Raw genomic sequence first — 26823 nt, forward strand, 5'->3', positions numbered from 1 at the left:
TAGACAAATGATGACCCGCCCCGAATGGATGGCCGTCCTCGCCCGCGCCAGCGGTGAGGAGTTGAGCCGGCTGATGCCCCCCCTGCCCCCGCACCGCGTGATCCGCGGCCCCGAGATCGGCCTGACCATGCTGCGCGGCCGCGCCGGCGGGGATGGCGCGGCCTTCAACCTCGGCGAAGCGACGATCACCCGCTGCTCGGTCAGCCTGGAGGGCGGAACGCTCGGCCATTGCTGGCGGCTCGGCCGGGATCGCGCGGCGGCCGAGCGCGCCGCCCTGCTCGATGCCTGCCTGCAGCAGCCCGAATGGCAGGCCCGCCTGATCGAGCAGGTGGTCCAGCCGCTGCATGCCCGCCAGCGCGAGGCGGCGGCGCTGACCGCCCGCCGCGCCGCCGCCACGGAAGTCCGCTTCGCCACCCTGGCGGCCATGCGATGAGGCCCGGCTTCGCAGACCCCGTCTTCGGCGCACAGGCCGGCTTCTCGGCGCTGATGAACGCCATGGCCCGCCCGGGCCGCATCCAGCGCTGCGCCGTGCTGCAGGAGCCGCCGCCCGGCCTCTGCCCCGCCGCCGCCGCGGCCCTGCTGACGCTGGCCGATGCCGAGACGCCGCTCTGGACCGATGCCGAGGGCGAGGTGCGCGAATGGATCGCCTTCCACAGCGGCGCACCGCTGGTGGCCGAGCCCTTGCGCGCGCAATTCCTGCTGGCGACGCGCGGCATGCCGCTGCTCGCCGCGCTCGACGCCGGCAGCGACGAGGCGCCGCAGGACAGCGCCACGCTGATCGTCCAGGTCACCGCCCTGGATGACAGCGCCGGCTGGCGGCTGACCGGCCCGGGCATCCAGCACGGTCACCGTCTGGCCGTGGCGGGGCTGCCCGATGACTTCGCGGCGCAATGGGCCGCGAACCGCGCACAATTCCCGCGCGGCGTGGATGTCGTCCTCTGCACCGACACCCGCCTCGCGGCCCTGCCGCGCACCACGCGCATCACGGAGGACCGCTGATGTATGTCGCGGTGAAGGGCGGCGAGGCCGCGATCGAGGCCGCCCATGCCTGGCTGGCCGAGCGCCGGCGCGGCGACCAGTCGCTGGCCGCGCTCACGCCCGAGCAGATCGAGCAGCAATTGGGCCTCGCCGTGGATCGCGTGATGGCGGAGGGCAGTTGCTACGACCGCGGCCTTGCCGCACTCGCCATCCAGCAGGCGCGCGGCGATCTGATCGAGGCCGCCTTCCTGCTGCGCGCCTATCGCAACACCCTCTCCCGCTTCGCCGCCTGCGAGCCGGTGGATACGGGCGCCATGCGCGTCCAGCGCCGGATCAGCGCCACCTACAAGGACCTGCCGGGCGGCCAGGTGCTGGGTCCCACCTTCGACTACACGCACCGCCTGCTCGATTTCGCGCTCGCCGCCGAGGGCATCGAAGCCCCGCAGGAGGCGGAGGCCGCCGCTGGCCCCATGCCGCGCGTGACGGAACTCCTCGCGCGCGAGGGGTTGATGGCGCGCGATGCGCCGGATGACGGCGCGCCGCCCCCTGATCTGACGCGCGAGCCCCTGCCCTTCCCGACGCCCCGTGCGCTACGGCTGCAATCCCTGGCGCGCGGCGATGAGGGCTTCCTGCTCGGCATGGGCTATTCCACGCAGCGCGGCTACGGCAACGCGCATCCCTTCGTCGCGGAACTCCGCATGGGCGAGGTGGAGGTGGTGCTCGCCCCGCCCGAGCTCGGCTTCGCCATCTCGATCGGCGACATCACCGTCACCGAATGTCAGATGGTCAACCAGTTCGCCGGCAGCGCCGAGGCACCGCCGCAATTCACCCGCGGCTACGGCCTCACCATGGGCCATGGCGAGCGCAAGGCGATGGCGATGGCACTGGTGGACCGCGCCCTCATGGCGCCCGATCTCGGCGAGGACGCCACCGCCCCCGCGCAGCAGGCCGAATTCGTGCTGCTGCACGCCGACAATGTGGAGGCGACCGGCTTCGTGGAGCACTTGAAGCTGCCGCACCATGTGGATTTCCAGAGCGAGCTCGAGAAGATCCGCAGCATCCGCGCCCGCTGGGAGGAACAGGCATGAACGCGATGCCGCCCCTCAACCATCGGGACGCCGCCTACAACTTCGCCTATCTGGACGAGGCGACGAAGCGGATGATCCGGCGCGCCATCCTGAAGGCGCTCGCCATCCCCGGCCACCAGATCCCCTTCGGCGCGCGCGAGATGCCGCTGCCCTATGGCTGGGGCACGGGCGGCATCCAGGTCACCGCCGCCATCCTGGGGCCGCGCGACGTGCTGAAGGTGATCGACCAGGGGGCGGATGACACCACCAACGCCGTCTCCATCCGGGCCTTCTTCGCGCGGGTCGCCGGCATCGCCACCACCACCCGCACGGCGGAAGCCACCATCATCCAGACCCGCCACCGCATCCCCGAGCGCCCGCTGACCGAGGGCCAGGTCATGGTCTTCCAGGTGCCGATGCCCGAGCCGCTTTTCCGGCTGGAGCCACGCCTCGCGGAAACCCGCCGGCTGCATGCGCTGGGCGACTACAGCCTGGCGCAGGTGAAGCTCTACGAGGACATCGCCCGCCAGGGCGAGGCCGGCACCAGCTACAACCACCCGGTCATGGTGGCGGGCCGCTACCTCATGTCACCCTCGCCCATCCCGGGCTTCGACAATCCGAAGCTGCACAATTCGCCTGCCATCATGCTGTTCGGCGCGGGGCGCGAGAAGAAGATCTACGCCGTCCCGCCCTACACCACCGTCGAAAGCCTGGATTTCGACGACCATCCCTTCCGGCCGATGCGGGCGCCGCACGCCTGCTCGGCTTGCGGCAGCACCACCAGCTACCTGGATGAAATCATCGCCGACGACCAGGGCGGGCGAATCTATGTCTGCTCCGACACCGATCATTGCGCGGAGAACCAGGGCCGATGAGCGCGCCGCTTCTGGAAGCCTCCGGCCTCGACCTCCGCTTCGGCGCGGTGCGCGCGCTGGACGGCGTGAGCCTGGACATCCACCCGGGCGAGGTCGTCGCCATCGTGGGGGAGAGCGGCTCTGGCAAATCCACCCTGCTGCGGGTGCTGGCCGGCATGACGGCGCCTCAGGCGGGCCAGGTCCTCTACCGCGACGCATCCGGCCTACGCCAGGAGATTGGCGCGTTGAGCGAGGCCGCCAAGCGCCGCCTGATGCGGAGCGAGTGGGGCTTCGTGCACCAGAATGCGCGCGACGGTCTGCGGATGGGCATCTCCGCCGGTGGCAATATCGGCGAGCGGCTGATGGCGGCGGGTGGGCGCAACTATGCCGCCATCCGTGCCGCGGCGGCCGACTGGATGGCCCGCGTGGAGATGGACCCGGCCCGCATCGACGAGGCGCCGCGCAACTTCTCGGGTGGCATGCAGCAGCGCCTGCAGATCGCCCGCTGCCTCGTCACCGAACCGCGCCTCGTCTTCATGGATGAACCCACCGGCGGCCTCGATGTCAGCGTCCAGGCGCGGCTGCTGGATCTGATCCGGGGGCTGGTGGCCGAGCTTGGCCTCGCCGTCTTCTTCGTCACGCATGACATCGCGGCGGCCCGCCTGCTGGCGCATCGCATCATCGTCATGCGGCGGGGCCGCATCGTGGAGGAGGGCCTGGCCGACCGCGTGCTGGATGACCCGCGCCACGAATACACCCAGTTGCTGGTCGCCTCGGTGCTCTCGGCATGAGGCCCGCGATCCGGATCGAGGGTCTGGCCAAGGGCTTCACCTTGCACCTGCAGGGCGGCATCGGCTTCCAGGTGCTGCGCGATGAGGCGCTGACCGTCATGCCGGGCGAATGCGTCGCCCTCACTGGGCCATCGGGTGCGGGCAAGTCCACGCTGATGCGCTGCCTGCAAGGCAATTACGGTACGGATGCCGGCCAGATCTGGCTCGCCCATCGGGGAGCCGAGGTGGACCTCGCCGCCGCCGATGCGCGGCTGGTGCGGGAGATCCGGCGTGAGACGCTGGGCTATGTTTCGCAGTTCCTGCGCGTCATTCCCCGCGTCTCCGCGCGGGACGTGGTGGCCGAGCCGCTGCAGGCGCAAGGCATGCCCCGCGCCGAGGCCGAGGCGCGCGCCTCTGCCTTGCTGACGCGCCTGAACCTGCCACCCCGCCTGCACGGCCTGCCGCCCGCCACCTTCTCGGGCGGCGAGCAGCAGCGCGTGAACCTCGCCCGCGGCTTCGCCCCCCACACCCCCATCCTGCTGCTGGACGAACCGACGGCGAGCCTCGACGCCGCCAATCGCGAGGTGGTGATCGCCCTGATCGCCGAGGCCAAGGCGCGCGGCACGGCGCTCGTGGGAATCTTCCATGACATCGAGGTGCGGGACCGGGTGGCGGATCGCACGCATGACATCCTTCCGCTAGAAGACGCCGCATGACCGCAGAGACCGTCCTGACCAATGCCCGCCTCGTCCTGCCCGAGGCGGAGATGGAGGGCACGCTTGTCCTCCGCGACGGCCGCATCGCCGAGATCCAGCCCGGCCGTGCCCATCACGCCAGCGCCCTGGACTGCGAGGGGGACATCCTCATCCCCGGCGTGGTGGATGTGCACACCGACAACCTCGAGCGCCAGGTGCAGCCGCGTGCCAATGCCCGCTGGCCCTCGCGCTCCGCCTTCATCGCGCATGACGCGCAATGCGCGGCGGCCGGCGTCACCACCGTGCTGGATGCCCTCTGCCTCGGCGATCTCGGCTTCGACCAGGGGCGCGACCAGACCTTCCATGACGGGGTGCGCGACCTGACGGCGCTGCATGGCCAGCCCTTCATGAAGGCCGAGCATCTGCTCCACCTGCGTTGTGAATTGCCCGCGCGCGACATGCCGGGCCTGCTGGAGGGCGTGGCCGACCACCCGCTGGTCGCGATGGTGAGCCTGATGGATCACTCGCCCGGCGTCGGTCAGTACCGGGACCTCGCGCGCTACCGCGCCATGCGCATCAAGCAGACGCGCATGACGGACGCTGAGGTGGAGGTCCGCATCCTCAAGCTCCAGGCCCAGCGCGCCGAGCTGCGCGAGCGGCAGCGCCGCCTCGTCATTGACCGCTTCGCCGGGCGCGGCATCCCGCTCGCCAGCCATGACGACGAGGATGCAGCCGAGGTGCGCCGCAATGCCGAGGACGGCATCCGCGTCAGCGAATTCCCCGTAACGATGGAAGCCGCCATCGAGGCGGCGCGGATCGGCGTCGGCGTCATCGCGGGCTCGCCCAACATCGTCCGGGGCGGCAGCCATTCGGGCAACGTCGCCGCGATGGATCTGGTGCGCGCCGGCGCGGTGCATGTGCTGGCGAGCGACTATGTCCCGCCCGCGCTGATCGAGGCCGCCTTCCTCATCGCGCCGGACATCGGCCTGCCAGCGGCCATCGCCACCATCACCCGCGCACCCGCCGCCATGTGCAATCTGAATGACCGTGGGCGGCTGGAGGCCGGGCTGCGCGCCGATCTCGTCCGCGTCACGCGGCATGGCACGATGCCGGTGGTGCGGCAGGTCTGGCGCGCCGGGGAACGCGTGATCTGATGCGCGTCGCCATCTACTGGGCGCCCGAACTGGACGACCCCCTGCACGCCGCCGGCAGCGCCTGGCTTGGCCGCGACGCGGAGACTGCCGCGCGCGTGCAGCAACCCGCCATCCCGGGCATTGCCGAAATCACGAGCGACCCGCGCGGCTATGGCCTGCATGCCACGCTGAAGCCGCCCTTCCGGCTCTCCACCGGCTACCAGGCCTTCATGGCCGATGCCGCGCGCTGGGCCGCGAGCATTGCGCCCTTCGAATTGCCCCCGCTCTCCGTGCAGGACCTCAAGGGCTTCCTCGCCCTGCGCGAGACCGCGCCCTGCCCGAGCTTGCACGCGTTCGCGGATTCGGCGGTCTCCGCCCTCGATCACCATCGCGCACCTCCCACCGAGGAGGAGCTGGCGCGCCGCCGCAAGGCGAAGCTCACGCCCACGCATGAGGTGCTGCTGGCCCGCTGGGGCTACCCCTATGTGATGGAGGAATGGCAGTTCCACGTGACGCTGACGCACCGCCTGCCGCCCGAGGAAGCGTCGCGCATCCGCCCGCTCGCGGAGGCGCATTTCGCGGGGCTGGTGGAGCAGCCCCGCGTCGTCGGGACGGTCTGCGTCTTCACGCAGGCCGCCCCGGGTCAGCCCTTCCTGATCGCTGAACGGCTTCCGCTCAGCGGGCGGGCGGCGTAGCCGGCGCGTCACCGCGCGGGCCGCGATGATGGTGCTGGCCGCGCTGCGGCAGCTCATCCCGCGCCACGGCGCCATCCCCGTTCACGTCCATCGCGCGGAAGCGGGCTTCCGCCATCGGGCGGATCTCGATCAGCGTGACCTGGCCGTTGCGGTCCGCATCCAGCGCGCGGAACATCGCGCCGCGCATCTGCTCGGCCCGCGCGGCATATTCCGGCCGCGGCGCCGGCGCATCGGCGGCGCGCAGCCGCATCGTGGCGAATTCCTCGATGGTCAGCCCGCCGCTGCGGTCGGTATCGGCCGTGTTGAACCGGGTGGTCACGAAGGTCCAGGATTCCTCCCAGGTGACGCGGCCATCGCGGTTCGCGTCCACCAGCTCGAACATCCGCGCACCCCGGTCGCCACGCGGGCCTCGGTCGGGGCGGGCATCGGTGGCGGCGGGGGGAGCGGCGGGCGGGGTGGCGGTTTGGGCCAGGGCAGCGCCGGCGCCGAGCAGGGCCAGGCCAAATCCGAGGGTCGCTGCGGTCTTCATTGTGATCTTCTCCAGTTGCGGGAGGCGGCGTGACTGTCGCTCCGTTGAGGGGAAGATGGGCCTTGATTGTAACAGGCGCATGCCGGACCTGACCGCGGCGCGTGAGGAAATGTGTCGCGCCCGGATCGGCTTGGGAAGGTTGGCCCGGAGGGGGCGCTGCCGGGGGCGCAAGGGGAATGCCGGGTGTCGGATTTGAACCGACGGCCTACCGCTTACAAGGCGGTTGCTCTACCCCTGAGCTAACCCGGCGCACCGTCCCTTATCTAGGCCAGCGCCACGCCGCTTGCCAGCGGGCGCCGCGCGGGCTTCATGGGCGGATGCGCCAGAACCGACACCGCCCCCGCCCCCAGGATGCCAGCCCGGCGCGCGATGAGGGCGGCGTCTGGCTCTACGGCCTGCACGCGGTCTCGGCCGCGCTTGCCAACCCCGCCCGCCGGCTGCGCCGCCTGCTGGTGACGCGCGGCGCCGAGCAGGAGCTGGCCGAGCGATTCTCGCCGCCCTGGCGCATCGCGCCCGAACTGGTGGAGCGCAACCGGCTGGACGCCATGCTGCCGCCCGACGCGATCCACCAGGGTGCCGCGCTGATGGCGGAGCCCCTCGCCTCGCCCAACATGGAACGTCTGCTGGAAGGCACGAGCGGCCCCGTCCTCGTGCTCGACCAGGTGACCGATCCACGCAATGTCGGCGCCATCCTGCGCTCGGCCGCCGCCTTCGGCGCCGCGGCCCTGGTGGTGCAGGAACGCCACGCGCCGCCCGAGACCGGCGCCCTCGCTCGCGCCGCCTCCGGTGCCCTCGAGGTCGTGCCCATCCTGCGCGAGGTGAACCTCTCCCGCGCGCTGGAGCAGCTGAAGAAGGCCGGCCTCTGGGTCGTGGGCCTGGAGGCCGCCGGCCCCGTCACCCTCGCGCAATCAGGCCTCACCGGCCGCCGCGTCGCGCTGGTGCTGGGCGCCGAGGGCGAGGGGCTGCGCCGCCTGACGCGCGAGACCTGCGACGAGTTGGTGCGCCTGCCGATCCAGGCCAGCATGGAAAGCCTCAACGTCTCGGCGGCCGCCGCGGTCGCCCTCTACGAACTCGCCCGGGAGTGAAAATATGAGCCAAGCCGCCGATCTGATCCTTGCCGCCTGGAAGGCGAAGCGCGTCCTCGCCCCCCTCGGCGCCGCCGCGCCGCGCGACGTGGCCGAGGGCTACCGCGTGCAGCGCGAGGTGGCCGAGGCCCAGGGCGCCGTCCCGCCAGCCGGCTTCAAGATCGGCGCGACCACGAAGCAGATGCAGGCCTATCTCGGCCTCAGCCACCCGGCAGCCGGCTTCGTGCCGCGCTCGAGCCTGAACGCCGATGGCTTCACCGCGCCCTTCGCCGATTTCATCGCGGTCGGCGTCGAATGCGAGGTGGGTGTGCGCCTCGGCCGTGACTTGCCCTTCGGCCCGACGAGCCGCGCCGAAGCCGAGGCCGCCGTGGCCGAGGTCTTTCCCGCCATCGAGATCGTCGAGAAGCGCTATGGCGATCTCGCCGAGCTCGGCACGCCGACGCTGATCGCGGATCAGGTCTTCCATGCCTCCGGCGTGCTCGGCCGCCCGGCGGCGGATTGGCGCAAGCTCGACCTCGGCGCCATGCGTGGCGAGCTGTTCGTGGACGGCGCCTCGAAGGGCGGTGGCCATGGGCGGGACCTGCTGGGCCACCCGATGGAGGCGCTGGCCTGGCTCGCGGGCTCGGGTGCGGCCGAGGTCTTCGGCGGCCTGAAGGCGGGCCAGGTGGTGTGGCTCGGCTCCGTCACGCCGCCCATCTGGCTGGACGGCCCCTGCGAGGTGCGAGTGGCCTTCGAGGGGCTGGGCGAGGTCCGCACGCGCTTCACCTGAGCCGCAAGGCTCTGTTAACGCGACTCCATCTACGGTTCCGGGATCGAAACCCACCGCCAGAAGGGCGGGCAAGCGGATGACCTTTCCCATGCCCCCGCCCTCCGACTGGAAGGACATGCCGGACGAGCTGCAGCTTGTCCTGGCGCGCGAGGCCCTGCGCCGCGCGGCAGAAACACTGGCCGAGCACGCGGAGCTCCTCGCCCTCGAAATGGAGGACGGTGCCCTGCGCGACCGTGGCGGCCCCGATGCGCTCCGTCTCTTCGCCTCCGTCGTGCGGGCCACCAGCCTCGATTCGCTCGGGCCCGTGGGCCATGCCTGAAGAGGGCCGCTGACAGCGCCACCCCGGGGCGCTATGTGAAAAATCAGATGGCAGATCGTGGCGTGCGCCACGGCCTGTCGTTTCGCAAACCGGGGAAACGAACCGTCATGATCAGGATGCTTCTGGCCACCGCCGCCATCGCGCTGTTGCCCGGCCTCGCTGCCGCGCAGGGCACCACCTGCTCGCATCGCGGCGCGCTGGACGACGCGTATTGCGACGAGAATCGCGACCTCGTCGCCGATGCGCCGGCCGATCCGGCCCGCCTGCGCAACCCGAGCACGCTGGTCTTCGCCTATACCCCGGTGGAAGACCCCGCCCTCTATGCCAGCCAGTTCCGGCCGCTGCTCGACTACCTGACCCAATGCACCGGCAAGCGCGTGGTGTATTTCCAGGTGACCAGCAACGCGGCGCAGGTGGAGGCCATGCGCTCTGGCCGGCTGCACATCGCGGGCTTCTCGACCGGCCCCACCGCCTTCGCCGTGAACCTCGCCGGCGCCGTGCCCTTCGCCATCAAGGGCAATGAGCGCGAGTTCGAGAGCTATCGCGTCGTCGTCATCACGCGCGCCAATTCCGACATCCGCACGCTGGCCGATCTGCGCGGCAAGCGGGTGGCCCACACCTCCGCCACCTCCAATTCCGGCAACCTCGCCCCGCGCGCGCTCTTCCCGGCGGCCGGCGTCACGCCGGATACGGATTACCGCGTGCTCTTCTCGGGCGGGCATGACCGCTCGGTGATGGGCGTGAACGCCGGCGATTTCGACGCGGCGCCTGTCGCGAGCGATGTCTACAACCGCATGGTGGCGCGCGGTCAGGTGCAGGCGGCCAATCTCCGCACCATCTGGCAGAGCGACCCCTTCCCGACCAGCAGCTTCGCCCTGGCGCATGACCTTCAGCCGGAGCTTGCGGCGCGCATCCGCCAGTGCTTCTACGATTTCCGCTTCCCGGCCTCGATGTCGCGCGACCTCGGCGGCAATGATCGCTTCTGGCCCGCCACCTACCAGCGTGAATGGGCGCCGGTGCGCGCGGTGGCGGATGCGGTGAACGCCCCCTATACCCGCGCCGCCTTCGACCAGGAAAGTCGCCGCGAGCTGGAGGCCGAGGCCCGCCGTCGCGCCGCCCAGCAACAGCAGCAGCAGCCCGCGACGCCGGCCCCGGCCGCCCGCCCGCAGTGAGTGCCGCGCCGATCCTGAAGATCCAGGGGCTGGAGAAATCCTACACCCCTGGAAGGCCGGTGCTGCGCGGCATCAACCTCGAGATCGGCGCGCAGGGCATCACCGCTGTCATCGGCCCGTCCGGCACCGGCAAGTCCACGCTGCTGCGCTGCATCAACCGCCTGGTGGAGCCGACTGCGGGCGCCATCCTGATGGGCGACGAGGACCTGGCGAAGCTGCGCGGCAGCGCCCTGCGCCAGGCGCGGCGGCGCATCGGCATGGTCTTCCAGGAGTACAACCTGGTCGAGCGCCTCTCCGTCATGGAGAACGTGCTGACCGGGCGCCTCGGCTATGTGCCGCTGTGGCGCGCCTGGCTGCGCAAGTACCCGGAGGCCGACATCGCGCGCGCCTTCGCCCTCTTGGATGCGGTGGGCCTGCCCGATCAGGCGACGCGCCGGGCGGACGCGCTCTCGGGCGGGCAGCGCCAGCGCGTCGGCATCGCGCGTGCGCTTATGCAGTCGCCCGCCCTGTTGCTGGCCGATGAGCCCACCTCCTCCCTCGACCCCAAGACAGCCGTCGAGGTGATGGAACTGATGGCGCGGCTGACCGGCGAGGCGGGCGTGCCCGTCATCGTGAACATCCATAATGTGGATCTCGCCAAGCGCTTCGCCATCCGCATCATCGGCATGACCGGCGGCGCGGTGGTCTTCGACGGACCGCCCGAGGCGCTGGAGAACCACCATCTGCGCGAGATCTATGGCGGCGAGGACTGGCTGTGAGCGCCAGCACGCGAAACCCCTTTCCGCCCAACTGGCCGCTGCGGATCGGGGCCGCGCTCGGCATCGCCTATATCCTTTACGCCAGCGCCCAGCTCGGCATCACCGGCGAGCGCCTTCTGCATGGCATGGGCGAGGCACAGCGCTTCCTGGCCCGCATGTTCCCGCCGAATTTCGAGCGTTGGGGCCTGCTGGTGGAAGGCATGCTGGAGAGCCTGCAGATCGCCATCCTCTCGACCGCGATCGGCATCCTGCTCTCGCTGCCGCTGGGGCTCATGGCCGCGCGTAACCTCTCGCCGGTCTGGCTCGCCGCCCCCACGCGGGGCTTCATCGCGGTCTGCCGGTCGCTGCACTACGTCATCGTGGCCATCGTCTTCGTGAAGGCGCTGGGGTTCGGCGCGCTGGCCGGGGTCGCGGCGCTGACGGTCGCGTCCATGGGCTTCATCGCCAAGCTCTTCGCCGAAGCCATCGAGGAGATCAGCATGAAGCAGGTGGAGGCGGTGCGGGCCTCCGGCGCCTCGGCGGCGGGGGTGCTGATCTATGGCGTGGTGCCGCAGGTGGCGTCCCGCTTCATCGGCTTTGGCATCTACCTTCTGGATTCCAACCTGCGCAATTCGACGCTGGTCGGCATCGTCGGCGCGGGCGGCATCGGCGGCACGCTCTTCGCGGCCTTCAAGCGCTTCGACTACGACTTCGTCTGCGCCATCCTGATCAGCATCATCGCGCTCATCTTCCTGGCCGAAGTCGTCTCGGGCCGCATCCGGGCGGCGCTGCGATGAGCGCGACCCTGCCCCTGCCCCGCCGATGGGTGCGCCATTCCTTCAGCGAGCGCCTGCTGCGATATTTCCTCTGGCTCGCGGCCATCGCCTCGCTGGTCTGGGCGGTGCGTTCCATCGAGATCATCCCGGAATTCCTGGCCGATGCGCCGGAGCAGATGGCGGACCTGCTGATCCGCATGTGGCCGCCCGACCTCGCGCATTACTACCCCTCGGTCCATGCCGCGATGATCGAGACGCTGCACATCGCGAGCCTCGGCACGGTGCTGGGCGTGGCGCTCGCCATCCCCGTGGCGCTGCTGGCCGCGCGCAACATCTGCCGCAATGCGGCTCTCAACGCCTTCGCCCAATTCCTGCTGGTCTCCTCGCGCAGCGTGAACAGCCTGGTCTGGGCGCTGATCTTCGTGGCGGTCTTCGGCCCCGGGCCGGCGGCGGGCACCTTCGCCATCGCCTTCCGGTCGATCGGCTTCGTCGGCAAGCTGCTGGCCGAGGCCATCGAGGAATCCGCCCCCGGCCCGATCGAGGCGCTGGAGGCGAGCGGCGCGCCCTGGGGCCACCGGATGCTCAAGGGCGTCTGGCCGCAGGTGCAGCCGGCCTTCTGGGGCATCGCCCTGTTCCGCTGGGACATCAATGTGCGCGAATCCGCGGTCCTGGGCCTGGTCGGCGCGGGCGGCATCGGCGTGGTGCTGGATGACGCGATCAACTTCTTCCAATGGGAGAGGGTTGCCACCATCTTGCTGGCTATCCTCGCGGTGGTCGTGGTGGCGGAGATCCTCGTCACGCGCATCCGCGCCAAGCTGATCTGACCGGGTGGCGATGCAGGCATTCGATGTTCTGGTGGTGGGGGGCGGCGTCAATGGCGCCGGCATCGCGCGCGATCTCGCGGGCCGCGGCCATTCCGTGATCCTGGCCGAGCAGGGGGATCTGGCGCAGGCCACCTCCTCCGCCTCCTCCAAGCTCATCCATGGCGGCTTGCGCTACCTTGAGCATTACGAGTTCCGCCTGGTGCGCGAGGCGCTGGGCGAGCGCGAGGTGCTGCTGAAAATGGCGCCGCACATCATCTGGCCGCTGCGCTTCGTGCTGCCGCACCGGCCCGAGATGCGGCCGCGCTGGATGATCCGCGCCGGCCTGTTCCTTTATGACAACCTCGCCCGCCGCGTTTCGCTGCCCGGGGCGCAGGCTTTCCAGACCGCGCAGAACCCGATGGGCGCGGCCCTCAAGCCCGAGATCACCCACGCCTTCGCCTATTCCGATGCCTGGGTGGAGGATAGTCGCCTCGTCCTGCTGAACGCGCTGGACGCCGAGCGGCGGGGCGCCGACATCCGCACCCGCACGCGCTTCGAGGACGCCACGCGCCACGCCCATCACTGGGAGGTGACGCTGCGCGGCCCCGACGCCCAGGGCCAGCGCATCCGCGTGCGCGCCATCGTGAACGCAGCCGGCCCCTGGGTTCAGCGCGCCCTCGATTCCGCCCATGCCGAGAAGCCCGGCGCCGTGCGCCTCATCCGCGGCAGCCACATCGTCCTGCCGCGCCTCTATGAGGGAAATCACGCCTTCATCCTGCAGAATGACGATCGTCGCGTCGTCTTCGTCATCCCCTATGAGGATGAGTTCAGCCTGGTCGGCACCACCGACGTGCCGCATGAGGGCGACGCCTCCACCGCGCATTGCACGCCGGAGGAGGCGGAGTATCTCTGCGCCGCCGTCTCCCGCCAGTTCCGCCGGCCGATCACACCGGCCGACATCGTCTGGTCCTATTCGGGCGTGCGCCCGCTGTTTGACGACGGCGCGGACGACCCATCCGCCGTCACGCGCGACTATGTGCTGAAGCTGGACGAAAGCGCCGCCCCGCTGCTCAGCGTCTATGGCGGCAAGATCACCACCTTCCGCCGCCTGGCGGAGGAAGCGGCCGGCCGCGTGGCCAAGGCGCTGGGCCGTGAGGGCACGCCCTGGACGGCCGGCGCCACGCTTCCCGGCGGCGATCTCGGGGGCAAGACGCGCGAGGCCTTCGCGGCCGAGATGGCGCGCGCGCTGCCCTTCCTCGACCCGGTCTCCATCCCGCGCCTCGTTCGCACGCATGGCGGCGAATTACCGCGCGTCTTCGAGGGGCGGGAGCCTGGGCAGAGCCTGGGCGCGGGCCTGACCGAGGCGGAGCTCGACTGGATGCGCCGCCACGAGTGGGCCCGCAGCGCCGAGGATGTTCTGTGGCGCCGCACCAAGCTCGGCCTGCACATGAGCGCCGCGGAGCGCGCGGGTATCGCCGCCCGGTTCGAGGGCGCCGCCGCGCTGCCGGGCTAGCCCTCGCCCTCCGGCTCCAGATCAACGCTCACCGAAAGGCGGTGGTCGCCGCCGCCGAGCAGCACGCCGCGCAGCGGGGAGATGTCCGAGAAATCTCGCCCCCAGGCGAGGATGACATGCTCGTCCCGCACCACGATGCCGTTGGTCGGGTCAAGCTGCACCCAGCCCTGGCCCGGTCCCATCCAGGCCGAGACCCAGGCATGCGACTGGTCCGCCCCGCGCCGCCGCACCTGGCCCGGCGGCGGGCGGGTCCGCACATAACCCGAGACATAGCGTGCCGGCAGGCCAAGCCCGCGGAGGGCCGCCAGCATCACCTGGGTGAAGTCCTGGCAGACGCCGCGCCGGTCCCGGAGCACATCGGCGATGGGTGTCGTGATACTGGTCACCCCCGCCTGGAAGACGAAATCCTGCCGCATGCGCCGGTTCAGTTCGAGCAGCCCCTCCAGCACGCGCCGCCCGGGCGGGAAGGAGGTCCGCGCATAGGCGGTGGCCTCGGCCAGCAGGGGGACATGCCGCGTCGGCAGGATGAAATCGGCCGTCTCGACGCCGTGCGCCGCGGCCGCCACCTGCTCCCAGGGCAGGGTTTCGGCGCTGGGAGGCGGCGGGGCGAAATCCACCTCGACCAGGCTTTCCGCCGTCACCTCGAAGCTGGTGTGCGGGGCGACGAGGAAGAGGCGCGTCGCCGCATTGCCGAAATGGTCATGCGTCTCGGTGTGGTGGTCCGGCCGGGGCGTGCAGGTCAGCCTGGCGGAAATCACGCGCTGGCCCGGAAGGGCACGGGGCTTCAGATGCAGCAGATGCGCCGCCAGATCCACCGTCTGGGCGTAGCCATAGGCGGTGCGGTGTCGAAGCCAATAGATCATCCGGCCCATTGTGACGGATGGGCGACGCCGCGCCTACCGCCCCCCTTCGCTCGCCTGGCGATCAGGCCGTGAGGATCGCCGCCTCGCCCATATCCACGCCCACGGCGCGGGCCGGCGGCAGCAGCGCGAAATAGCGCCGCGAGAGCTGGTCCGAGAGGGTCGCGATCTCGCCCGCCATGCCGCGCAGCAGGGCGGGCAGCTCGGCCGTCGCCGCCTCGGCCTGATCGGGCGCCGCAAGCAGCCGGGGCGTGATCGCCTCGGCCTCCGCCAGCAGCCGGCGCAGCTCGCGCGCCGTCTCGGCCTCGGCCTCGCCCGAAAGCTCGCGCAGCGCGGTGCCGATCGCCTCCAGCTGGAAGGCGAGGCCGCGCGGATTGGAGGCATCGGCCAGCACGAGGTCCAGCGCCGGGGCCGGTTGCAGCACGGCGAGGTAGCGGCTGCGATAGGTGATGACGCTGTCGCAGAGCTCAAGCGTGAGGCGCAGGCCGGCCTCGATGCGCTGGGCGGGCGCGTCCAGCGCCACCGCCACCTCGCTCGCCACCGCCATGGCACGCTCGATCCGCCGGCCGAGCTCGAGGAAGAGCCGCGCGCCGCCGCGCACCATGTTCTCGGAGGCGATTCCCGCCACCGCATTGGCGAAGCGCAGCGAAGGCAGCAGCGCGCGGGCGAGGTCGGGCAGTTCGGGCGCGGAATTGTCCAACGCCTCTTCCGCCGCGCGCAGCGTCTGGGTCAGCGTCGCGTGCATGTCGGCGGTCAGGCGATCGCGCACCGATTCCACCAGCGTGCCGATCGTGCCCTGGAGCTGGCGCACCGCCGGCCGGCCTACCGCTTCCAGCGCATTGGCGAGAGAGGCGAGGTTGCCGGCGCTGGGCCGCGCCTCCTCATCCAGCAGCTGCGCCTCGCGCAGGCAGGTGGCGAGGGTGCCGAGTTCGGCCAGTTCGCGCGGCAGGGGCGCGCCGCGCCGCAGGCGGGTGATGGTGGCGCGCATCAGACGCGCCGCGCGATCCAGCCGCTCTACATAGCGGCCAAGCCAGAAGAGGTTGTCCGCGACGCGCGAGGGGATGGCGCCCGCGGTGCGGCGGATCGCAATCGGCGGGCCGCTTTGCGCGGCGGGGCCGATGATCGCCTCGGAGGGATCGGCCGGCACCCAGGCATCCTTGCACCAGCCGCCGCCCGGAAGCCGCCCGGTGAGCTTGGCGCCGGGGGTGACGAGGCGGGCGATGCCGCCGGGCAGAACCTGCCATGACGCACCGTCGGAGACGGCGAACATCCGCAGGATGAAGGGGGCCGGCGTCAGCGCGCCGCCCTCGAGCGCGGGGGCCACCGGCAGGGGCGGCAGGGCGATGGCGGCCACCGCCCCCTGCCCTGGCCGCTCGAGGGATTCGGAGGCGCTGCCCTGCCCCGCCGGACGGAAGACCCAATGGGCATGGCCCTCGGGCAAGGCCGGCGTCGGCGTGGCGGCATCGGGCAGCCAATGGGTGGGCAGGTTGGGGAGCTGGAGCGCCTCGCCCAGCATGCTGGGTGCCAATGCGCCGAGCCATGCGCCCAGCGCCGGCATCTCGGCCAGCGCCGCCCCTGGCGCGTTCAAGAGGGTGAGCGCGCCATGGCGCACCGCATCCAGCAGGCCCGGCACGCCGCTGCCCGCCGGCGCCTCCGGTTGGTCCAGCGGGTCGAGGGAGGCGGCATCCACGCGCGAAAGCACGACATCCACCGGCTGCAGGCCGCTCAGCGTCTTCAGGAAGAGCGCGCCGCCGCGCATGGTGAGGTCACCGGTCTCGACCAGGGCGCAGCCCAGCTCGCGCGAGAGGACCACGTGTTCGAACCAATGCGGATCGCGCGTGCCCGGCGAGAGCAGCGCGATGGCGGGGTCGTTCATGCCGTGCGGGCCGAGCCGGCCCAGCGCCTCCTGCCAGAGCTCGAAGAAGGGCGAGATGCTGCGCGGCTGGGTGGCGCGGGCGATCTCGGGCATGGCGGTGCCGATCAGGCGCCGGTTCTCGCGCAACTGGCCGAGGCCCGAGGCAAGGCCGGTGCGGTCCTGCAGCACCGCCCATTTCCCATCATGCCCGCGCACCAGGTCCACGGCGTAGAGATGCAGCAGGGGGCGCCGGGGCGGGCCCTTGCTGCGGCGCGCGGTGCGCTGGAAGGCCGGGCTGGCGAAGATCAGCGGCGCCGGGATCTGGCCGCTCGTCAGCAGGTCCTGCGGGCCGTAGAGATCGGCCAGGATCGCATCCAGCAGCCGGGCGCGCTGGGTGATGCCCGCCGCCAGCGCCTCGAATTCCTCCGCCGGGATGGGCAGCGGCAGCGGGTCGAGCCGCCAGAGCGCAGCCCCCGAGGCGCCGGGCAGCAGCGAGGCCACGCCGTCATCAGCCATGGCGCGGGCCAGCCTCTCACCGCGCTCGGCGAGGCCGGCGCGGCCAAGGCCACCCACGACGCCCATGACGCCGCGCCAATGCGGGCGGATGCGCCCCTCGCCGGAGACCATCTCATCAGGCCCGCCGGCGAGAAGCTCAAGCACCTGCGAAGGCCCTCAGATCCAGCGTGCAGGGATGCTCCAGGCTCGGCCGTGGCTCGGCCACGACGCGCGCGCCGGGGGTATGGCCATGGGCGAAGAAGCGCGAGCGGCGCCGCGCCTCGGCCGAATTGGCATTGACCGGGAAATCCTCATAGGCGCGGCCACCCGGATGGGCGACGTGGTGCGAGAGCCCGCCCAACGAACGGCCCGTCCAGCGATCCTGCACGTCCAGCACCAGGGGCGCCTGGGCGCGCACCGAAGGGTGCAGCGCCGAGGGCGGATCCCAGGCCTTGAAGCGGATGCCGCCGATGAATTCGCCCGCGCGGCCGGTGGGCTGCAATGGCACGGCAACGCCGTTCGCGGCCAGGAGGAAGCGCTCCGGCACCCAGTTGGTTACGCGCGCCTGCACGCGCTCGGCGCTGCTATCGACATAGCGGACGGTGCCGCCGGCCGCCTGTTCCTCACCGAGCACATGCCAGGGCTCCAGCGCCTCGCGCAGTTCGAGGCTGATGCCGGAGACATTGACCTCGCCGATCTTGGGGAAGCGGAACTCCACATGCGGCGCGAACCAGGCGGGGTCGAGCCCGAAGCCCATCTGCCCCAGCTCCTCCAGCGCGCCGTGCAGGTCTTCGCGCGCGTAATGCGGCAGCATGAAGCGGTCATGCAGGGAGGTGCCCCAGCGCACGAGCGAACGCCGGTAGGGCTGGTCCCAGAAGGCGGCCAGCGCCGAGCGCATCAGCAGCATCTGTGCCGCGCTCATCTGCGCGTGCGGCGGCATCTCGAAGGCGCGGAACTCGACCAGGCCACGGCGGCCGCTGGCCGAGTTCGGGTCATACATCTTGTCGATGCAGAACTCGGTCCGGTGCGTGTTGCCGGTCATGTCGGCCAGGATGTTGCGGAACAGCCGGTCGGTCATCCAGGGCGGCGGGTTGCCGCCCATGCGGTCCAGCTCGCCGAAGGCGATCTCCAGCTCGCGCAGCGCATCCATCCGCGCCTCGTCCACGCGGGGGTGCTGGCTGGTGGGGCCGATGAACAGGCCGCTGAACATGAAGCTCAGCGAGGGGTGGTTGTGCCAGAAGGAGACGAGGCTGCGCAGCAGGTCCGGCCGGCGCAAGAAGGGCGAATCCTCGGCGCGGGCCGCGCCCATCACCACATGGTTGCCGCCGCCGGTGCCGACATGCCGGCCATCCTGCATGAACTTCTCGGTCGAGAGGCCGATCTGCCGCGCCTCCTCGTAGAGCTGCTCGGTGCGCTGGACCATTTCCGGCCAGGACTCGGCCGGGTGGATATTGGCCTCGATCACGCCGGGATCGGGCGTGATGGAGAAATGCTGGATGCGGGAATCCTCGGGCGGCAGATAGCCCTCGATGATCACCTTGCGGCCGGTCTCGGCCGCCGTGTCCTCGATGGCCGCGATCAGTTCCAGCCAGTCCTCCGCGGCGTAGAGCGGCGGCAGGAAGACATGGATCATGCCGCCGCGCGGCTCGACGCAGAGCGCGGTGCGGACCTGCGCCGGGTCATCCAAGCCGATCTCTGGTGCGGGCTGCGGCGTGGGCCGCTGGTCGGCCGGGAGCGCATAGGGATCGGCGCCGGTGCCCGGCGTGCGGAAGCTCGCGCGGATCTGTTCGAGCAGCGGCAGTTCGGTCTCGGGCGCGAAGGGATCGGCCGGGCTGTCCAGCTCCTTCGCGAGTTCTGCCGGATCAATCCAGGGCAGCGAGGTCAGCGGCAGGCGCAAGCCCATCGGCGCATCGCCCGGGGTCAGGAAGAGCGTATCGTCGCGGAAGAACCAGCGGCCCGACTGCCAGCGGCGCTGGCCGCCCTGGACCACACGGCGCAGCGGCAGCACCGTGCCGGTGGGCGTCGCGAGCCCGCCGCGGAAGAGCCGCGCGAAGCGCTTGCGCTCCAGCGGGTCGGCCAGCTTGCTGTCCTCGGCCACGACATTCGCCGGCAGGCGGCTCTCGCGCCAAAGGTAGTAGTGGATGTCCTCATGCGCGGCGGTGGCGAGTTCGGGCGGGACCTGCAGCCGCTCGGCCAGGCTCGCCGCGAAATGCGCCGCCGCCACATGCGTCGCGTCATCCGTGTCGTCATCGGAGGCGAGCAGCGTGGGGTCGCGCCAGATGGGCTGGCCGTCCCGCCGCCAATGGGCGGAGAGGGCGAAGCGCGGCAGCGGCTCGCCCGGATATTGCTTGCCCTGGCCCGTGTGGATCACCGCCCCCGGCGCCCAGAGCGGGATGAGGCGGCGCAGCAGGCGCCCCGCATAGGCGCGCTTGGTGGGGCCCAGCGCATCCGTGTTCCATTCCGCCGCCTCGCGGTCGGAGGCCGCGACGAAGGTCGGCTCGCCGCCCATGGTCAGGCGCATGTCCTGCCGGCGCAGCGCTTCGTCCACGCGGTCGCCGGCGGCGCGGATCGCCGCCCACTGCTGCTCCGTGTAGGGTTTGGTGACGCGCGGCGTCTCGACGATGCGCGTGACGTGCATGTCGAACTCGAATTCCGTATCGGCCTTCTCGACCATGCCGGAGATGGGCGCGGCGGAAGCGGGCTCGGGCGTCGCGGCCAGCGGGATATGCCCCTCGCCCGCCATCAGGCCGGAGGTGGCGTCGAGGCCGACCCAGCCCGCGCCGGGCAGGTAGACCTCGGCCCAGGCGTGCAGATCGGTGAAATCCGACGTCGGACCTTCCGGCCCCTCGACCGGCTTCACATCGGCGACAAGCTGGATCAGGTAGCCCGACACGAAGCGCGCGGCGAAGCCCAGGTGCCGCAGCGCCTGCACCAGCAGCCAGGCGGAGTCGCGGCAGGAGCCCCGGCCCTCGCCCAGCGTGCGCTCCGGCTCCCAGACGCCCGGCTCCATCCGAACGATGTAGGAGATGCGCGACTGCACGAGCTGGTTGATGGAGACCAGGAAGTCCACCATCCGCGCCTTCTCGCGCGGGATCTCGGCCAGCAGCGACTTGAAGAGCGGGCCATAGGGGGCGAGCTTGCGGAACGGTGCCAGCTCCTCGTCCAGCACATGGTCGTAGGCGAAGGGGTAGTGCTCGGCCTCCGGCTCCAGGAAGAAGTCGAAGGGGTTGATCGTCGCCATGTCGGCGATCAGGTCCACCGTCACGTCGAAATGCGTGACGCGCTCGGGGAAGACCACGCGCGCCTGGAAATTGCCCTGCGGGTCCTGCTGCCAGTTGATGAAGTGCGGCTTGGGCTCGATCTTCAGCGCGTAGGAGAGGATGGGCGTGCGCGCATGCGGCGCGGGGCGCAGCCGAATGGTCTGCGGCCCGAGGGCCACGGGCCGGTCATAGCGATAGCTGGTGCGATGGGTGAGGGCTGCGTGGATGGACATGCGCGCGATAAGTCCCGGCCGAGATGCTGCGCCGCTTATAGGCCCGTTTGGCAGCCCTGGCAGCCAATGGATTCGCTGTTTTTGCCGTGGCCGCACACGCGCCGCGCATGGCGCGGGCGGAATGCCGCCTTCTTCAGCGCCCCCTCAGCGTCCCTTGAAGACCGGTGCCCGCTTCTCGCGGAAGGCGCGCAGGCCCTCCTGCAGGTCCTCGCTCGCCTGGCTCGCCTTGGCCCGGGCGATCGCGCCTTCCACGTCGAATTCCTGGCGGGCGATCTCGTTCAGGCTGCGCTTCACGCCCTGCACGGCAAGCGGCGCCATGGCGGCAAGGCGGTCCGCCAGCGCATCCACGCGGGCATCGAGTTCCGCGGCCGGCACCATCTCGGTCAGGTAGCCGATGGCGAGCATCTCCGCCGCCTGGATCTTCTCGGCCGTCAGGAAGAGCTTCTTGGCGGCATTCAGCCCGAGGCGGCTGACATAGCGGATCATGCCCGAGGGGTAGTAGTGCAGGCCAAGGCGCGCGGCCGGCATGAACATCTCCGCCGTGTCCACGCCGATGCGGAAGTCGCAGCAAAGGGCGAGGTCGGTCGAGCCGCCATAGACGCCGCCATTCAACCGGCAGATGGTCGGCACCCTGAGCCGCTCGAGCTGGTCGGCCACACCCTCGAAGGAGGGCGCATCGGCGCGGGCCGTGACATCGGCATTGGGGCGCTCGGCCATGTCGCCCAGGTGGTAGCCGGAGGAGAAGGACTTGCCCGTGCCGGTCAGCACCAGCACGCGGATCTCAGGATTGGCTTCCACCGCCGCGAAATGCTCACCGAGCTTCACGAGGTCGGCCGGCTCGATGCGGTTGTGCACGGCGGGCCGGTTCAGCCGGATGGTGGCCCGCGCCCCTGAGATGGTGAGCAGGGGCGTGGTCGCCTCCGCCGCCTGGATGTTCATGCCCGCTCTCCCTGATCGGCCCGGGCAGAATACAGCCCGGGACGCGTGGTGGAAGGGCCGCCGCCTCAGGCGGCCTGGCGCAGGCCATCAGCGGGCCGGGCCTCGGGCCGCCGGGCCGGCGGGGCGGCCGGCGGCTGCGCCCCCGGCGCCGGCTGGCCCCCCTCCGTCGCCCACCAGGCCAGGCGCATCATCAGGACGAAGGCGATGGGCACCAGCGCGGCGAGCGCCCAGAGCAGCACCTGCGGCGTGACGTAGTAGGCGAGGAGTGCCAGCGCCATCGCGACATTGGCAAAGAAGAGCAGGATGCCCCGGCCCAGCTCATCCTCGGCGCGCTGGTCCGCGGCCGGTGGCGCGGGCGTGAAGCCGGGCTCCACTGCGGCCTCGGCCGCGCGGCGCGCGAAGACCGAAAGCCCGAGCGTCGCCAGCAGCGCGATCACCGCCAGCGCCACGCCCTCGCCGCTCCACCAGAGCCAGGCCGCGCCCGCGAGGCCGATCCCCAGCATGGCGAAGGGCAGCAGCGCCGCCAGCCGCGCAGCGAGGCCAAGGCGCGAGGCCGCCCCCATGGAATTGCCGAGCTGCCGCAGGTTCTGGATCCAGAAGAGCCCGGCCAGCGGCAGCGAGGTCGCCAGCAGGACCCAGCCGATGGGTGACTGCCAGGCCTCCACCCCGCCGCGCATCCCCGCGGCATAGAAGCCGCCCCAGAGGAGGAAGGGGGTCAGCATGAAGATGGCGATGGCGAAGGGCAGCAGGCGGGGCATCGGGACATTCCGGGACGAGGCTTGAGGAAGGGCGCGCGGATCGGGCTCCGGGCGGCACTCCACCACCCGAACATGAACAATTCTTCACCTAGACGCGCGCGCCCGGCCGGGCAAGCCTGGATCAGTGGCGATGATGGCCCGGCGAGCGCGCGCCCGCCGCCTGCACGGCGAGCTGGATGGTCACCTCGCCCGCCCGCTCGAAGCGCAGCGTGACCGGGATGGTCTGGCCGGCGTTCATGGGCTGGGTCAGGCCGATCAGCATCAGGTGCAGGCCGCCGGGCTGGAGCGAAACCTCACCATTGGCGGGCACGGGGATGTCGTTCACGGGGCGCATGCGCATCACATCGCCGTCGCGGACATGGGTGTGCAGCTCCATGCGGCCCGCCGCCGGCGAACTGGCCGAGACGAGCCTGTCCGGCGTCGCGCCCGTGTTGCGGATGACGAGGAAGCCGCCGCCCTGCATCCCCTGCCCCGCCGCGCGGGTCCAGGGGTTCACGATGCGGAGCGGGCCGAGCTCGGTCACGCGGTCCTGCGCGAGGGCGGGGCCGGCCAGCGGCAGCAGGGCGGTGGCCAGCAGAAGGTGGCGACGATGGGTCATGGTTTGGGTTCCTGAGTTGGGGTTCAGAAAGATGCTGGGCGGGGCTGTTCGGCCCGCGCCTCGATCCGGCCGGCGACGCGCGCGAGCCGTGCCGCGTCGCGCGCCGCGGCCGCCGGGTCGCCCTCGGCGCAGATGCGCCGAAGGCTGTTAAGCTGGGATTGCAGCGAGGCCGCCTCCTGCGCGCGGGCGAGTGGCAGGGCGGCTTCCACCGCCTCGGCGGCGCCAGTGGTGGCGGCGCTGCAGATCTCGGTCATCGCGCGTTCCATCTCGTCAGGGTCGCAGGCGATGGCGGGCGTGGCGAGCAGCATCGCCATGGCGAGCAGCGCGCGCATCAGCGGGCACCGAGCCGCAGCATCGGCGCGGGGCTGCGCGGGCGAGGCTGGCCGGGCTCGGCCAGTTCTACCCAGGCATGCTGCGCGCCGCCCTCGCAGCGCTGCACCACGGGGAAGACCAGGGTCGTGCCGGGCTGGTCGGGCGCGCGGATCATCATGATGAACTCGTCATAATGGGCATCCGGCAGCGGGCCGCCGCGCCAAGCGATGCTGGCCGGCGCCTCGCGCACCAGGCCATGTCCGCTCGAGACCGGGCGCGCCAGGGGGCGCCTCTCGATGGCGATGTCCCAGCCGGGCTTGGGCATCGGGCGCGCCATGGAAACCCCCTCGGGCAACGCCACCTCGATCGCGATGGTGGCGGCCGTGCCGCAGCCATGGCCGACGCGAAAGGCGAGCCTCGCGTAGGAATGCGCGGCGACCTCCGCCGGTTCGATCACGACATGCGCCTTGGCTGGCGTCGCCCAGGCCAGGGCCGGGACCAGCATCAGGGTGATGAAGCGCTTCATTGGCGTCATTCCTTTCAGAAGCGGTAGAGCATGCCGGCATAGGCGGTGGTGCCGATGCCGGGCTCGTAGAGCGCGGGATTGCCGAGCGCGATGGGCGTGACCGAGGCGGAGCTGATGAAGCGGCTGTTCGCCAGGTTGCGCCCCTCGAGGAAGACGCCGAGGCGGCCGTCCATCAGGTCCGCACCGCCGCGCAGGCCGAGCAGCGTGTAGCTGTCGGTCCGGCGGGTATTGGCATTGTCCACGTAGAAGCCCTCGGGCACCCAATCCACATTGGGCGCGATCCACCAGCCCGACGGATGGCGATAACGTGCCTCCGCCCGCAGCACATGCGGCGGCACGCCGGGGAGCTGGTTGTTGCGGAAGATCGGGTCGTTGTCGAAGAAGAAATCGCTGAAGGTGTAGGCGCCGCGCAGCGTGATCGAATCCTGCGCCGTGAACACGTTGCGCCCCGCGACGTAGCTGGCCGCGAGCTCCACGCCCTGGTGCACCGTCTTGTCCGCGTTGCGGGCGAAGCTGGTGCCCGGCTGTTGGCCGGCAAAGAGCTGAATCTCGTTGTCCAGCCAGCTGTAGTAGTAAGCGCCGTCGAAGGTGAAGTCGCCCACCGTGCCGCGCGTGCCGATCTCGGCCGTGATGGCGCGTTGCGGCGCCAGCAGGCGGAAGCCGCCCAGCGGCACCAGGGCCACGAGGTCCGAAAGCGTCGGCGGCTCGGTAGACCAGGTGACGTTCGCATAGGCCTGGACATTGGGCGTGGCCTGCCAGAGCAGGCCGGCGCGCGGATTGAGGAAGTTCCATTCGCCGCTGCCACTGAGCGCCGCGTTCAGCCGGTTCTCGCTGCGCCGCACCGCCTGCCCGCCCGACAGCCCGGCCACGAGCGCAAGGTCGGGCAGCACATAGAAGCTGTTCTCGACATAGGCGTCGGTGGTGGAGGCGGTATCCCAGGAGGCGAAGGTCTGCGCGCCGCGCACGCCGCTCAGGTTCACGAAGCGGCGATTGTCATTGGTGCCCCAGGCCGCGTTGACGCCGGCCACCAGCCGGTTGCGGAAGCCGCCCAGCGTGCCGTCCCAGGTGACGCGCCCGAAGAGGTTGAAGTCGTTGGTGTGGTTGTCGATGTACTGGAAGATCGGATGGTCGAGCTGCCGCTGGACGAAGCTACCGCCCATCTCCACCAGCGTCTCCGCATTGGGGCGGATCGCGGTGATCGTCCCCAGCCGGAAGCTCTCGATATTGCGCTGGTAGTTGAGCTGGACATTGGTCGGGTTGGCCAGCCGCGGCGTCTGCGTCGCCGAATTGCGCGTCACCGTGCCCGGGATATCCTGCTGGATGGCGTTGTAGGTGAAGAAGACGCGCGTCTCGGCATTCTCGGCCCAGCGATAGGCGCCGTTCGAGTTCATCCGGCCGGCACTGCCCGAGGAATGGTTGCGCCAGCCATCCTGGTTCAGCATCGTGCCGCTGACCCAGCCATCCCAGGGCCCGCTGACGCCGCCCATCTGGGTGTTGCCACGCACGAAGCCCCGGCTGCCGCCCTCCAGGCGGAAGGTGACCCCCTGCCCTTCCTGCTGCCGCGCCGTGGGCGTCACGAAGTTGATCGCGCCGCCCAGGGTGTTGGCGCCGAGCGCGAAGCCATTGCCGCCGCGAAACACCTCGGCGCGCAGGAAGCTCGTCGGGTCCAGCTCCTGCAGGTCACCGCTGCCATCGGCCTGGTTGATCGGGATGCCGTCCTGGAAGACGCGCACGCCGCGCAGGTGGAAGTTGCGCGCGATGCCCGAGCCGCGGATCGAAAGGCGCGAATCCTCGCCCCATTTCGGCTGCGCGAAGACGCCGGGCGTGAACTCGAACATGTCCCGCATGGAGAGCACGCCCGGGCGGTCCCGGAATTCGGAGGCGGGCACCACCGTGTTGTTGCCCGGGCTGAGCCAGAGCCTGAGCCGCGCCTCGTTGTTGCTCTCGGAGGTGAGCGGCGGCGGGGCTGCGGTGACCACGGTATCCGGGTGGGCGCGGATTTCGGTCTGCGCGAGGGCGGGCGTGGCCAAAAGGGGCGCGCTCAGCAGCGCGCGACGCAAGAGGGACATGGATGGATTCCGGCAAGGCGTGAACAGGCGCGGCACCCGGTTGGCCGGGCGCGCGGGCGGGGTGTTCAGGCGATGACGGGTGGCGCGCGGGTCGTGTAGGGCGGCGCGCGGGCGGGCGGCAGCCAGCCATCGCCGGGCGCCATGGCCCAGCTGACGGCCTCGCCCAGCCAGGCGGGGGTGGAGAGCAGCGGCGGCGCGGGCAGGTCCACCGCCGGCAGGCCGTGGCAGGCCGGGCAGAAGCCGCTCTCGCCCCCCGGCGCGTGGTCTGCCGCGGGCTCGCCATTCGCATCGAGGCGGATGGTCCGCATACCCTCGGTCGAGCAGATCTCGACCAGCATCCCCTCGCCCGCGCCCATGCCGCGCAGACAATGCGCGACCGCCACGCCCGACTGCAGGAGCAGCACGGCCGCGAGGAGGCGGATCAACAGGGATCGCAAGGATGACACGTGGGAGGGTTTAGGCCCGCCCGGCGAAACCCTCAAGCGGCCAGGTCGTACTCGACCTCAGGCGTATAGACCGCCGCCTCCTTCCCGAGCTGGGAGGAATAGAGCACGAAGCGCTCCACCATCACAGGCTCGGTGCGGAAGAGGTTGTGCGCCTGGATGAAGCCCGCGAGCTTGGGCAGCGCCGCCCCTTCGGTCCGGGCGAGCGTGACATGGGGCGCGAAGCGCTTGCGCTCGGCCGGCAGTCCCGAGCGTTGCAGCGCCGTCTCGATCTTCGATTGCAGATGCGCGAGGCCGGGCGTGCGCTCGGCCACCACATGCAGCGATTGCACGCGCCCGCCCTTCTCGAAGGTGCCGAGGCCCGAGAGGCTGAGCGGAAACGGCTTGGCGCGGATGGCAGCGAGCGCGAGGTCGAGTTCCTCGGCCAGATGGCCCGGCACCTCGCCGATGAAGCGCAGCGTCAGGTGGTAATTCTCCGGCCGGACCCAGCGCACCCCGGGCAGGCCGCCGGCCAGCGATGCGAGGCGATCCTTCACTTCCGGTGGAAGCTCGAGAGCGACGAAGAGACGCATGGGCCAAG

Annotated in this window: 28 protein-coding genes and 1 tRNA gene; 16 read left to right on the forward strand and 13 right to left on the reverse strand. The window is 71.1% G+C overall.

The window, feature by feature from the left end:
- The first annotated feature begins 10 nt into the window (after window positions 1-10).
- From phnG to R9Z33_RS13785, 8 genes are read left to right on the forward strand one after another with little or no spacing between them, the layout of a single operon-like run.
- Window positions 11-433, forward strand: a complete 423-nt coding sequence (gene phnG, locus R9Z33_RS13750; protein ID WP_318647146.1) for a phosphonate C-P lyase system protein PhnG — start codon at window positions 11-13, stop codon at window positions 431-433.
- A complete protein-coding gene (gene phnH, locus R9Z33_RS13755) occupies window positions 430-999 on the forward strand; it encodes a phosphonate C-P lyase system protein PhnH (protein WP_318647147.1) in 570 nt (189 codons plus the stop codon). The genes phnG and phnH overlap by 4 nt, the downstream gene beginning before the upstream one ends.
- Window positions 999-2066: a carbon-phosphorus lyase complex subunit PhnI gene (locus R9Z33_RS13760; protein ID WP_318647148.1), complete on the forward strand. Its 1068-nt coding sequence runs from the start codon at window positions 999-1001 to the stop codon at window positions 2064-2066. Before phnH ends, R9Z33_RS13760 begins: the two co-directional genes overlap by 1 nt.
- On the forward strand, window positions 2063-2920 hold the full coding sequence (locus R9Z33_RS13765; protein WP_318647149.1) for an alpha-D-ribose 1-methylphosphonate 5-phosphate C-P-lyase PhnJ: 858 nt from the start codon (window positions 2063-2065) through the stop codon (window positions 2918-2920). Before R9Z33_RS13760 ends, R9Z33_RS13765 begins: the two co-directional genes overlap by 4 nt.
- Window positions 2917-3690, forward strand: a complete 774-nt coding sequence (gene phnK, locus R9Z33_RS13770) for a phosphonate C-P lyase system protein PhnK (RefSeq protein ID WP_318647150.1) — start codon at window positions 2917-2919, stop codon at window positions 3688-3690. Before R9Z33_RS13765 ends, phnK begins: the two co-directional genes overlap by 4 nt.
- Window positions 3687-4385 carry a phosphonate C-P lyase system protein PhnL gene (gene phnL / locus R9Z33_RS13775; protein WP_318647151.1) on the forward strand — a complete coding sequence of 233 codons (699 nt, stop codon included), beginning with the start codon at window positions 3687-3689 and terminating at the stop codon, window positions 4383-4385. The genes phnK and phnL overlap by 4 nt, the downstream gene beginning before the upstream one ends.
- Window positions 4382-5518, forward strand: coding sequence for an alpha-D-ribose 1-methylphosphonate 5-triphosphate diphosphatase (locus tag R9Z33_RS13780; RefSeq protein ID WP_318647152.1), 1137 nt, complete (start codon window positions 4382-4384; stop codon window positions 5516-5518). Before phnL ends, R9Z33_RS13780 begins: the two co-directional genes overlap by 4 nt.
- On the forward strand, window positions 5518-6192 hold the full coding sequence (locus R9Z33_RS13785) for a DUF1045 domain-containing protein (RefSeq protein ID WP_318647153.1): 675 nt from the start codon (window positions 5518-5520) through the stop codon (window positions 6190-6192). The genes R9Z33_RS13780 and R9Z33_RS13785 overlap by 1 nt, the downstream gene beginning before the upstream one ends.
- Here R9Z33_RS13785 and R9Z33_RS13790 read toward each other — a convergent pair.
- Window positions 6173-6721, reverse strand: coding sequence for an EF-hand domain-containing protein (locus R9Z33_RS13790; protein ID WP_318647154.1), 549 nt, complete (start codon window positions 6719-6721; stop codon window positions 6173-6175). The genes R9Z33_RS13785 and R9Z33_RS13790 overlap by 20 nt on opposite strands.
- Window positions 6722-6898: 177 nt before the next feature.
- Window positions 6899-6970: transfer RNA gene (locus tag R9Z33_RS13795), tRNA-Thr, on the reverse strand.
- Window positions 6971-7038: 68 nt separating this feature from the next.
- Here R9Z33_RS13795 and rlmB point away from each other — a divergent pair.
- The 8 genes from rlmB (at window position 7039) to glpD (ending at window position 13895) form a co-directional block, all read left to right on the forward strand.
- Window positions 7039-7806, forward strand: coding sequence for a 23S rRNA (guanosine(2251)-2'-O)-methyltransferase RlmB (gene rlmB, locus R9Z33_RS13800; protein ID WP_318647155.1), 768 nt, complete (start codon window positions 7039-7041; stop codon window positions 7804-7806).
- A gap of 4 nt (window positions 7807-7810) precedes the next feature.
- The gene (locus R9Z33_RS13805) at window positions 7811-8575 is read left to right on the forward strand and encodes a 2-keto-4-pentenoate hydratase (RefSeq protein WP_318647156.1); all 765 of its coding nucleotides are present in this window, start codon (window positions 7811-7813) and stop codon (window positions 8573-8575) included.
- A gap of 88 nt (window positions 8576-8663) precedes the next feature.
- Window positions 8664-8894: a hypothetical protein gene (locus R9Z33_RS13810; RefSeq protein WP_318647157.1), complete on the forward strand. Its 231-nt coding sequence runs from the start codon at window positions 8664-8666 to the stop codon at window positions 8892-8894.
- 107 nt (window positions 8895-9001) lie between these two features.
- Window positions 9002-10066 (forward strand): phosphate/phosphite/phosphonate ABC transporter substrate-binding protein, encoded by a 1065-nt coding sequence (gene phnD / locus R9Z33_RS13815; protein ID WP_318647158.1) that lies wholly within the window; start codon window positions 9002-9004, stop codon window positions 10064-10066.
- Entirely contained in the window at window positions 10063-10824 is a 762-nt protein-coding gene (gene phnC / locus R9Z33_RS13820) for a phosphonate ABC transporter ATP-binding protein (protein ID WP_318647159.1), read from the forward strand. Before phnD ends, phnC begins: the two co-directional genes overlap by 4 nt.
- Window positions 10821-11600: a phosphonate ABC transporter, permease protein PhnE gene (phnE, locus tag R9Z33_RS13825; protein ID WP_318647160.1), complete on the forward strand. Its 780-nt coding sequence runs from the start codon at window positions 10821-10823 to the stop codon at window positions 11598-11600. The genes phnC and phnE (R9Z33_RS13825) overlap by 4 nt, the downstream gene beginning before the upstream one ends.
- A complete protein-coding gene (gene phnE / locus R9Z33_RS13830) occupies window positions 11597-12403 on the forward strand; it encodes a phosphonate ABC transporter, permease protein PhnE (protein WP_318647161.1) in 807 nt (268 codons plus the stop codon). The genes phnE (R9Z33_RS13825) and phnE (R9Z33_RS13830) overlap by 4 nt, the downstream gene beginning before the upstream one ends.
- A gap of 10 nt (window positions 12404-12413) precedes the next feature.
- The gene (gene glpD / locus R9Z33_RS13835) at window positions 12414-13895 is read left to right on the forward strand and encodes a glycerol-3-phosphate dehydrogenase (protein ID WP_318647162.1); all 1482 of its coding nucleotides are present in this window, start codon (window positions 12414-12416) and stop codon (window positions 13893-13895) included.
- On the opposite strand, the gene R9Z33_RS13840 is transcribed toward glpD, so the two are convergent.
- The 11 genes from R9Z33_RS13840 to thpR all read right to left on the reverse strand — a co-directional run bounded on the left by R9Z33_RS13840 (window position 13892) and on the right by thpR (window position 26815).
- Window positions 13892-14758, reverse strand: a complete 867-nt coding sequence (locus R9Z33_RS13840) for a transglutaminase family protein (protein ID WP_318647163.1) — start codon at window positions 14756-14758, stop codon at window positions 13892-13894. The two genes, glpD and R9Z33_RS13840, sit on opposite strands and share 4 nt — an antisense overlap.
- 61 nt (window positions 14759-14819) lie before the next feature.
- Window positions 14820-17270, reverse strand: coding sequence for a circularly permuted type 2 ATP-grasp protein (locus R9Z33_RS13845; protein WP_318647164.1), 2451 nt, complete (start codon window positions 17268-17270; stop codon window positions 14820-14822).
- A complete protein-coding gene (locus R9Z33_RS13850) occupies window positions 17263-20598 on the reverse strand; it encodes a transglutaminase family protein (protein WP_318647165.1) in 3336 nt (1111 codons plus the stop codon). Before R9Z33_RS13850 ends, R9Z33_RS13845 begins: the two co-directional genes overlap by 8 nt.
- Before the next feature lie 144 nt (window positions 20599-20742).
- Window positions 20743-21537 (reverse strand): enoyl-CoA hydratase/isomerase family protein, encoded by a 795-nt coding sequence (locus R9Z33_RS13855; protein WP_318647166.1) that lies wholly within the window; start codon window positions 21535-21537, stop codon window positions 20743-20745.
- A 65-nt stretch (window positions 21538-21602) separates the two neighbouring features.
- Window positions 21603-22295, reverse strand: a complete 693-nt coding sequence (locus R9Z33_RS13860; RefSeq protein WP_318647167.1) for a hypothetical protein — start codon at window positions 22293-22295, stop codon at window positions 21603-21605.
- 121 nt (window positions 22296-22416) lie between these two features.
- Window positions 22417-22893 (reverse strand): copper chaperone PCu(A)C, encoded by a 477-nt coding sequence (locus R9Z33_RS13865; protein WP_318647168.1) that lies wholly within the window; start codon window positions 22891-22893, stop codon window positions 22417-22419.
- 23 nt (window positions 22894-22916) lie between these two features.
- Window positions 22917-23225, reverse strand: coding sequence for a hypothetical protein (locus tag R9Z33_RS13870; RefSeq protein ID WP_318647169.1), 309 nt, complete (start codon window positions 23223-23225; stop codon window positions 22917-22919).
- Window positions 23225-23731: a YcnI family protein gene (locus R9Z33_RS13875; RefSeq protein WP_318647170.1), complete on the reverse strand. Its 507-nt coding sequence runs from the start codon at window positions 23729-23731 to the stop codon at window positions 23225-23227. Before R9Z33_RS13875 ends, R9Z33_RS13870 begins: the two co-directional genes overlap by 1 nt.
- A 14-nt stretch (window positions 23732-23745) precedes the next feature.
- Window positions 23746-25800: a TonB-dependent receptor family protein gene (locus R9Z33_RS13880; protein ID WP_318647171.1), complete on the reverse strand. Its 2055-nt coding sequence runs from the start codon at window positions 25798-25800 to the stop codon at window positions 23746-23748.
- A gap of 65 nt (window positions 25801-25865) precedes the next feature.
- On the reverse strand, window positions 25866-26225 hold the full coding sequence (locus R9Z33_RS13885) for a DUF2946 family protein (protein ID WP_318647172.1): 360 nt from the start codon (window positions 26223-26225) through the stop codon (window positions 25866-25868).
- Between the two features lie 53 nt (window positions 26226-26278).
- On the reverse strand, window positions 26279-26815 hold the full coding sequence (thpR, locus tag R9Z33_RS13890) for an RNA 2',3'-cyclic phosphodiesterase (protein ID WP_318647173.1): 537 nt from the start codon (window positions 26813-26815) through the stop codon (window positions 26279-26281).
- Window positions 26816-26823 lie beyond the last annotated feature (8 nt).

The sequence above is a fragment of the Sediminicoccus rosea genome, assembly GCF_033547095.1.
Classification (GTDB): domain Bacteria; phylum Pseudomonadota; class Alphaproteobacteria; order Acetobacterales; family Acetobacteraceae; genus Roseococcus; species Roseococcus rosea.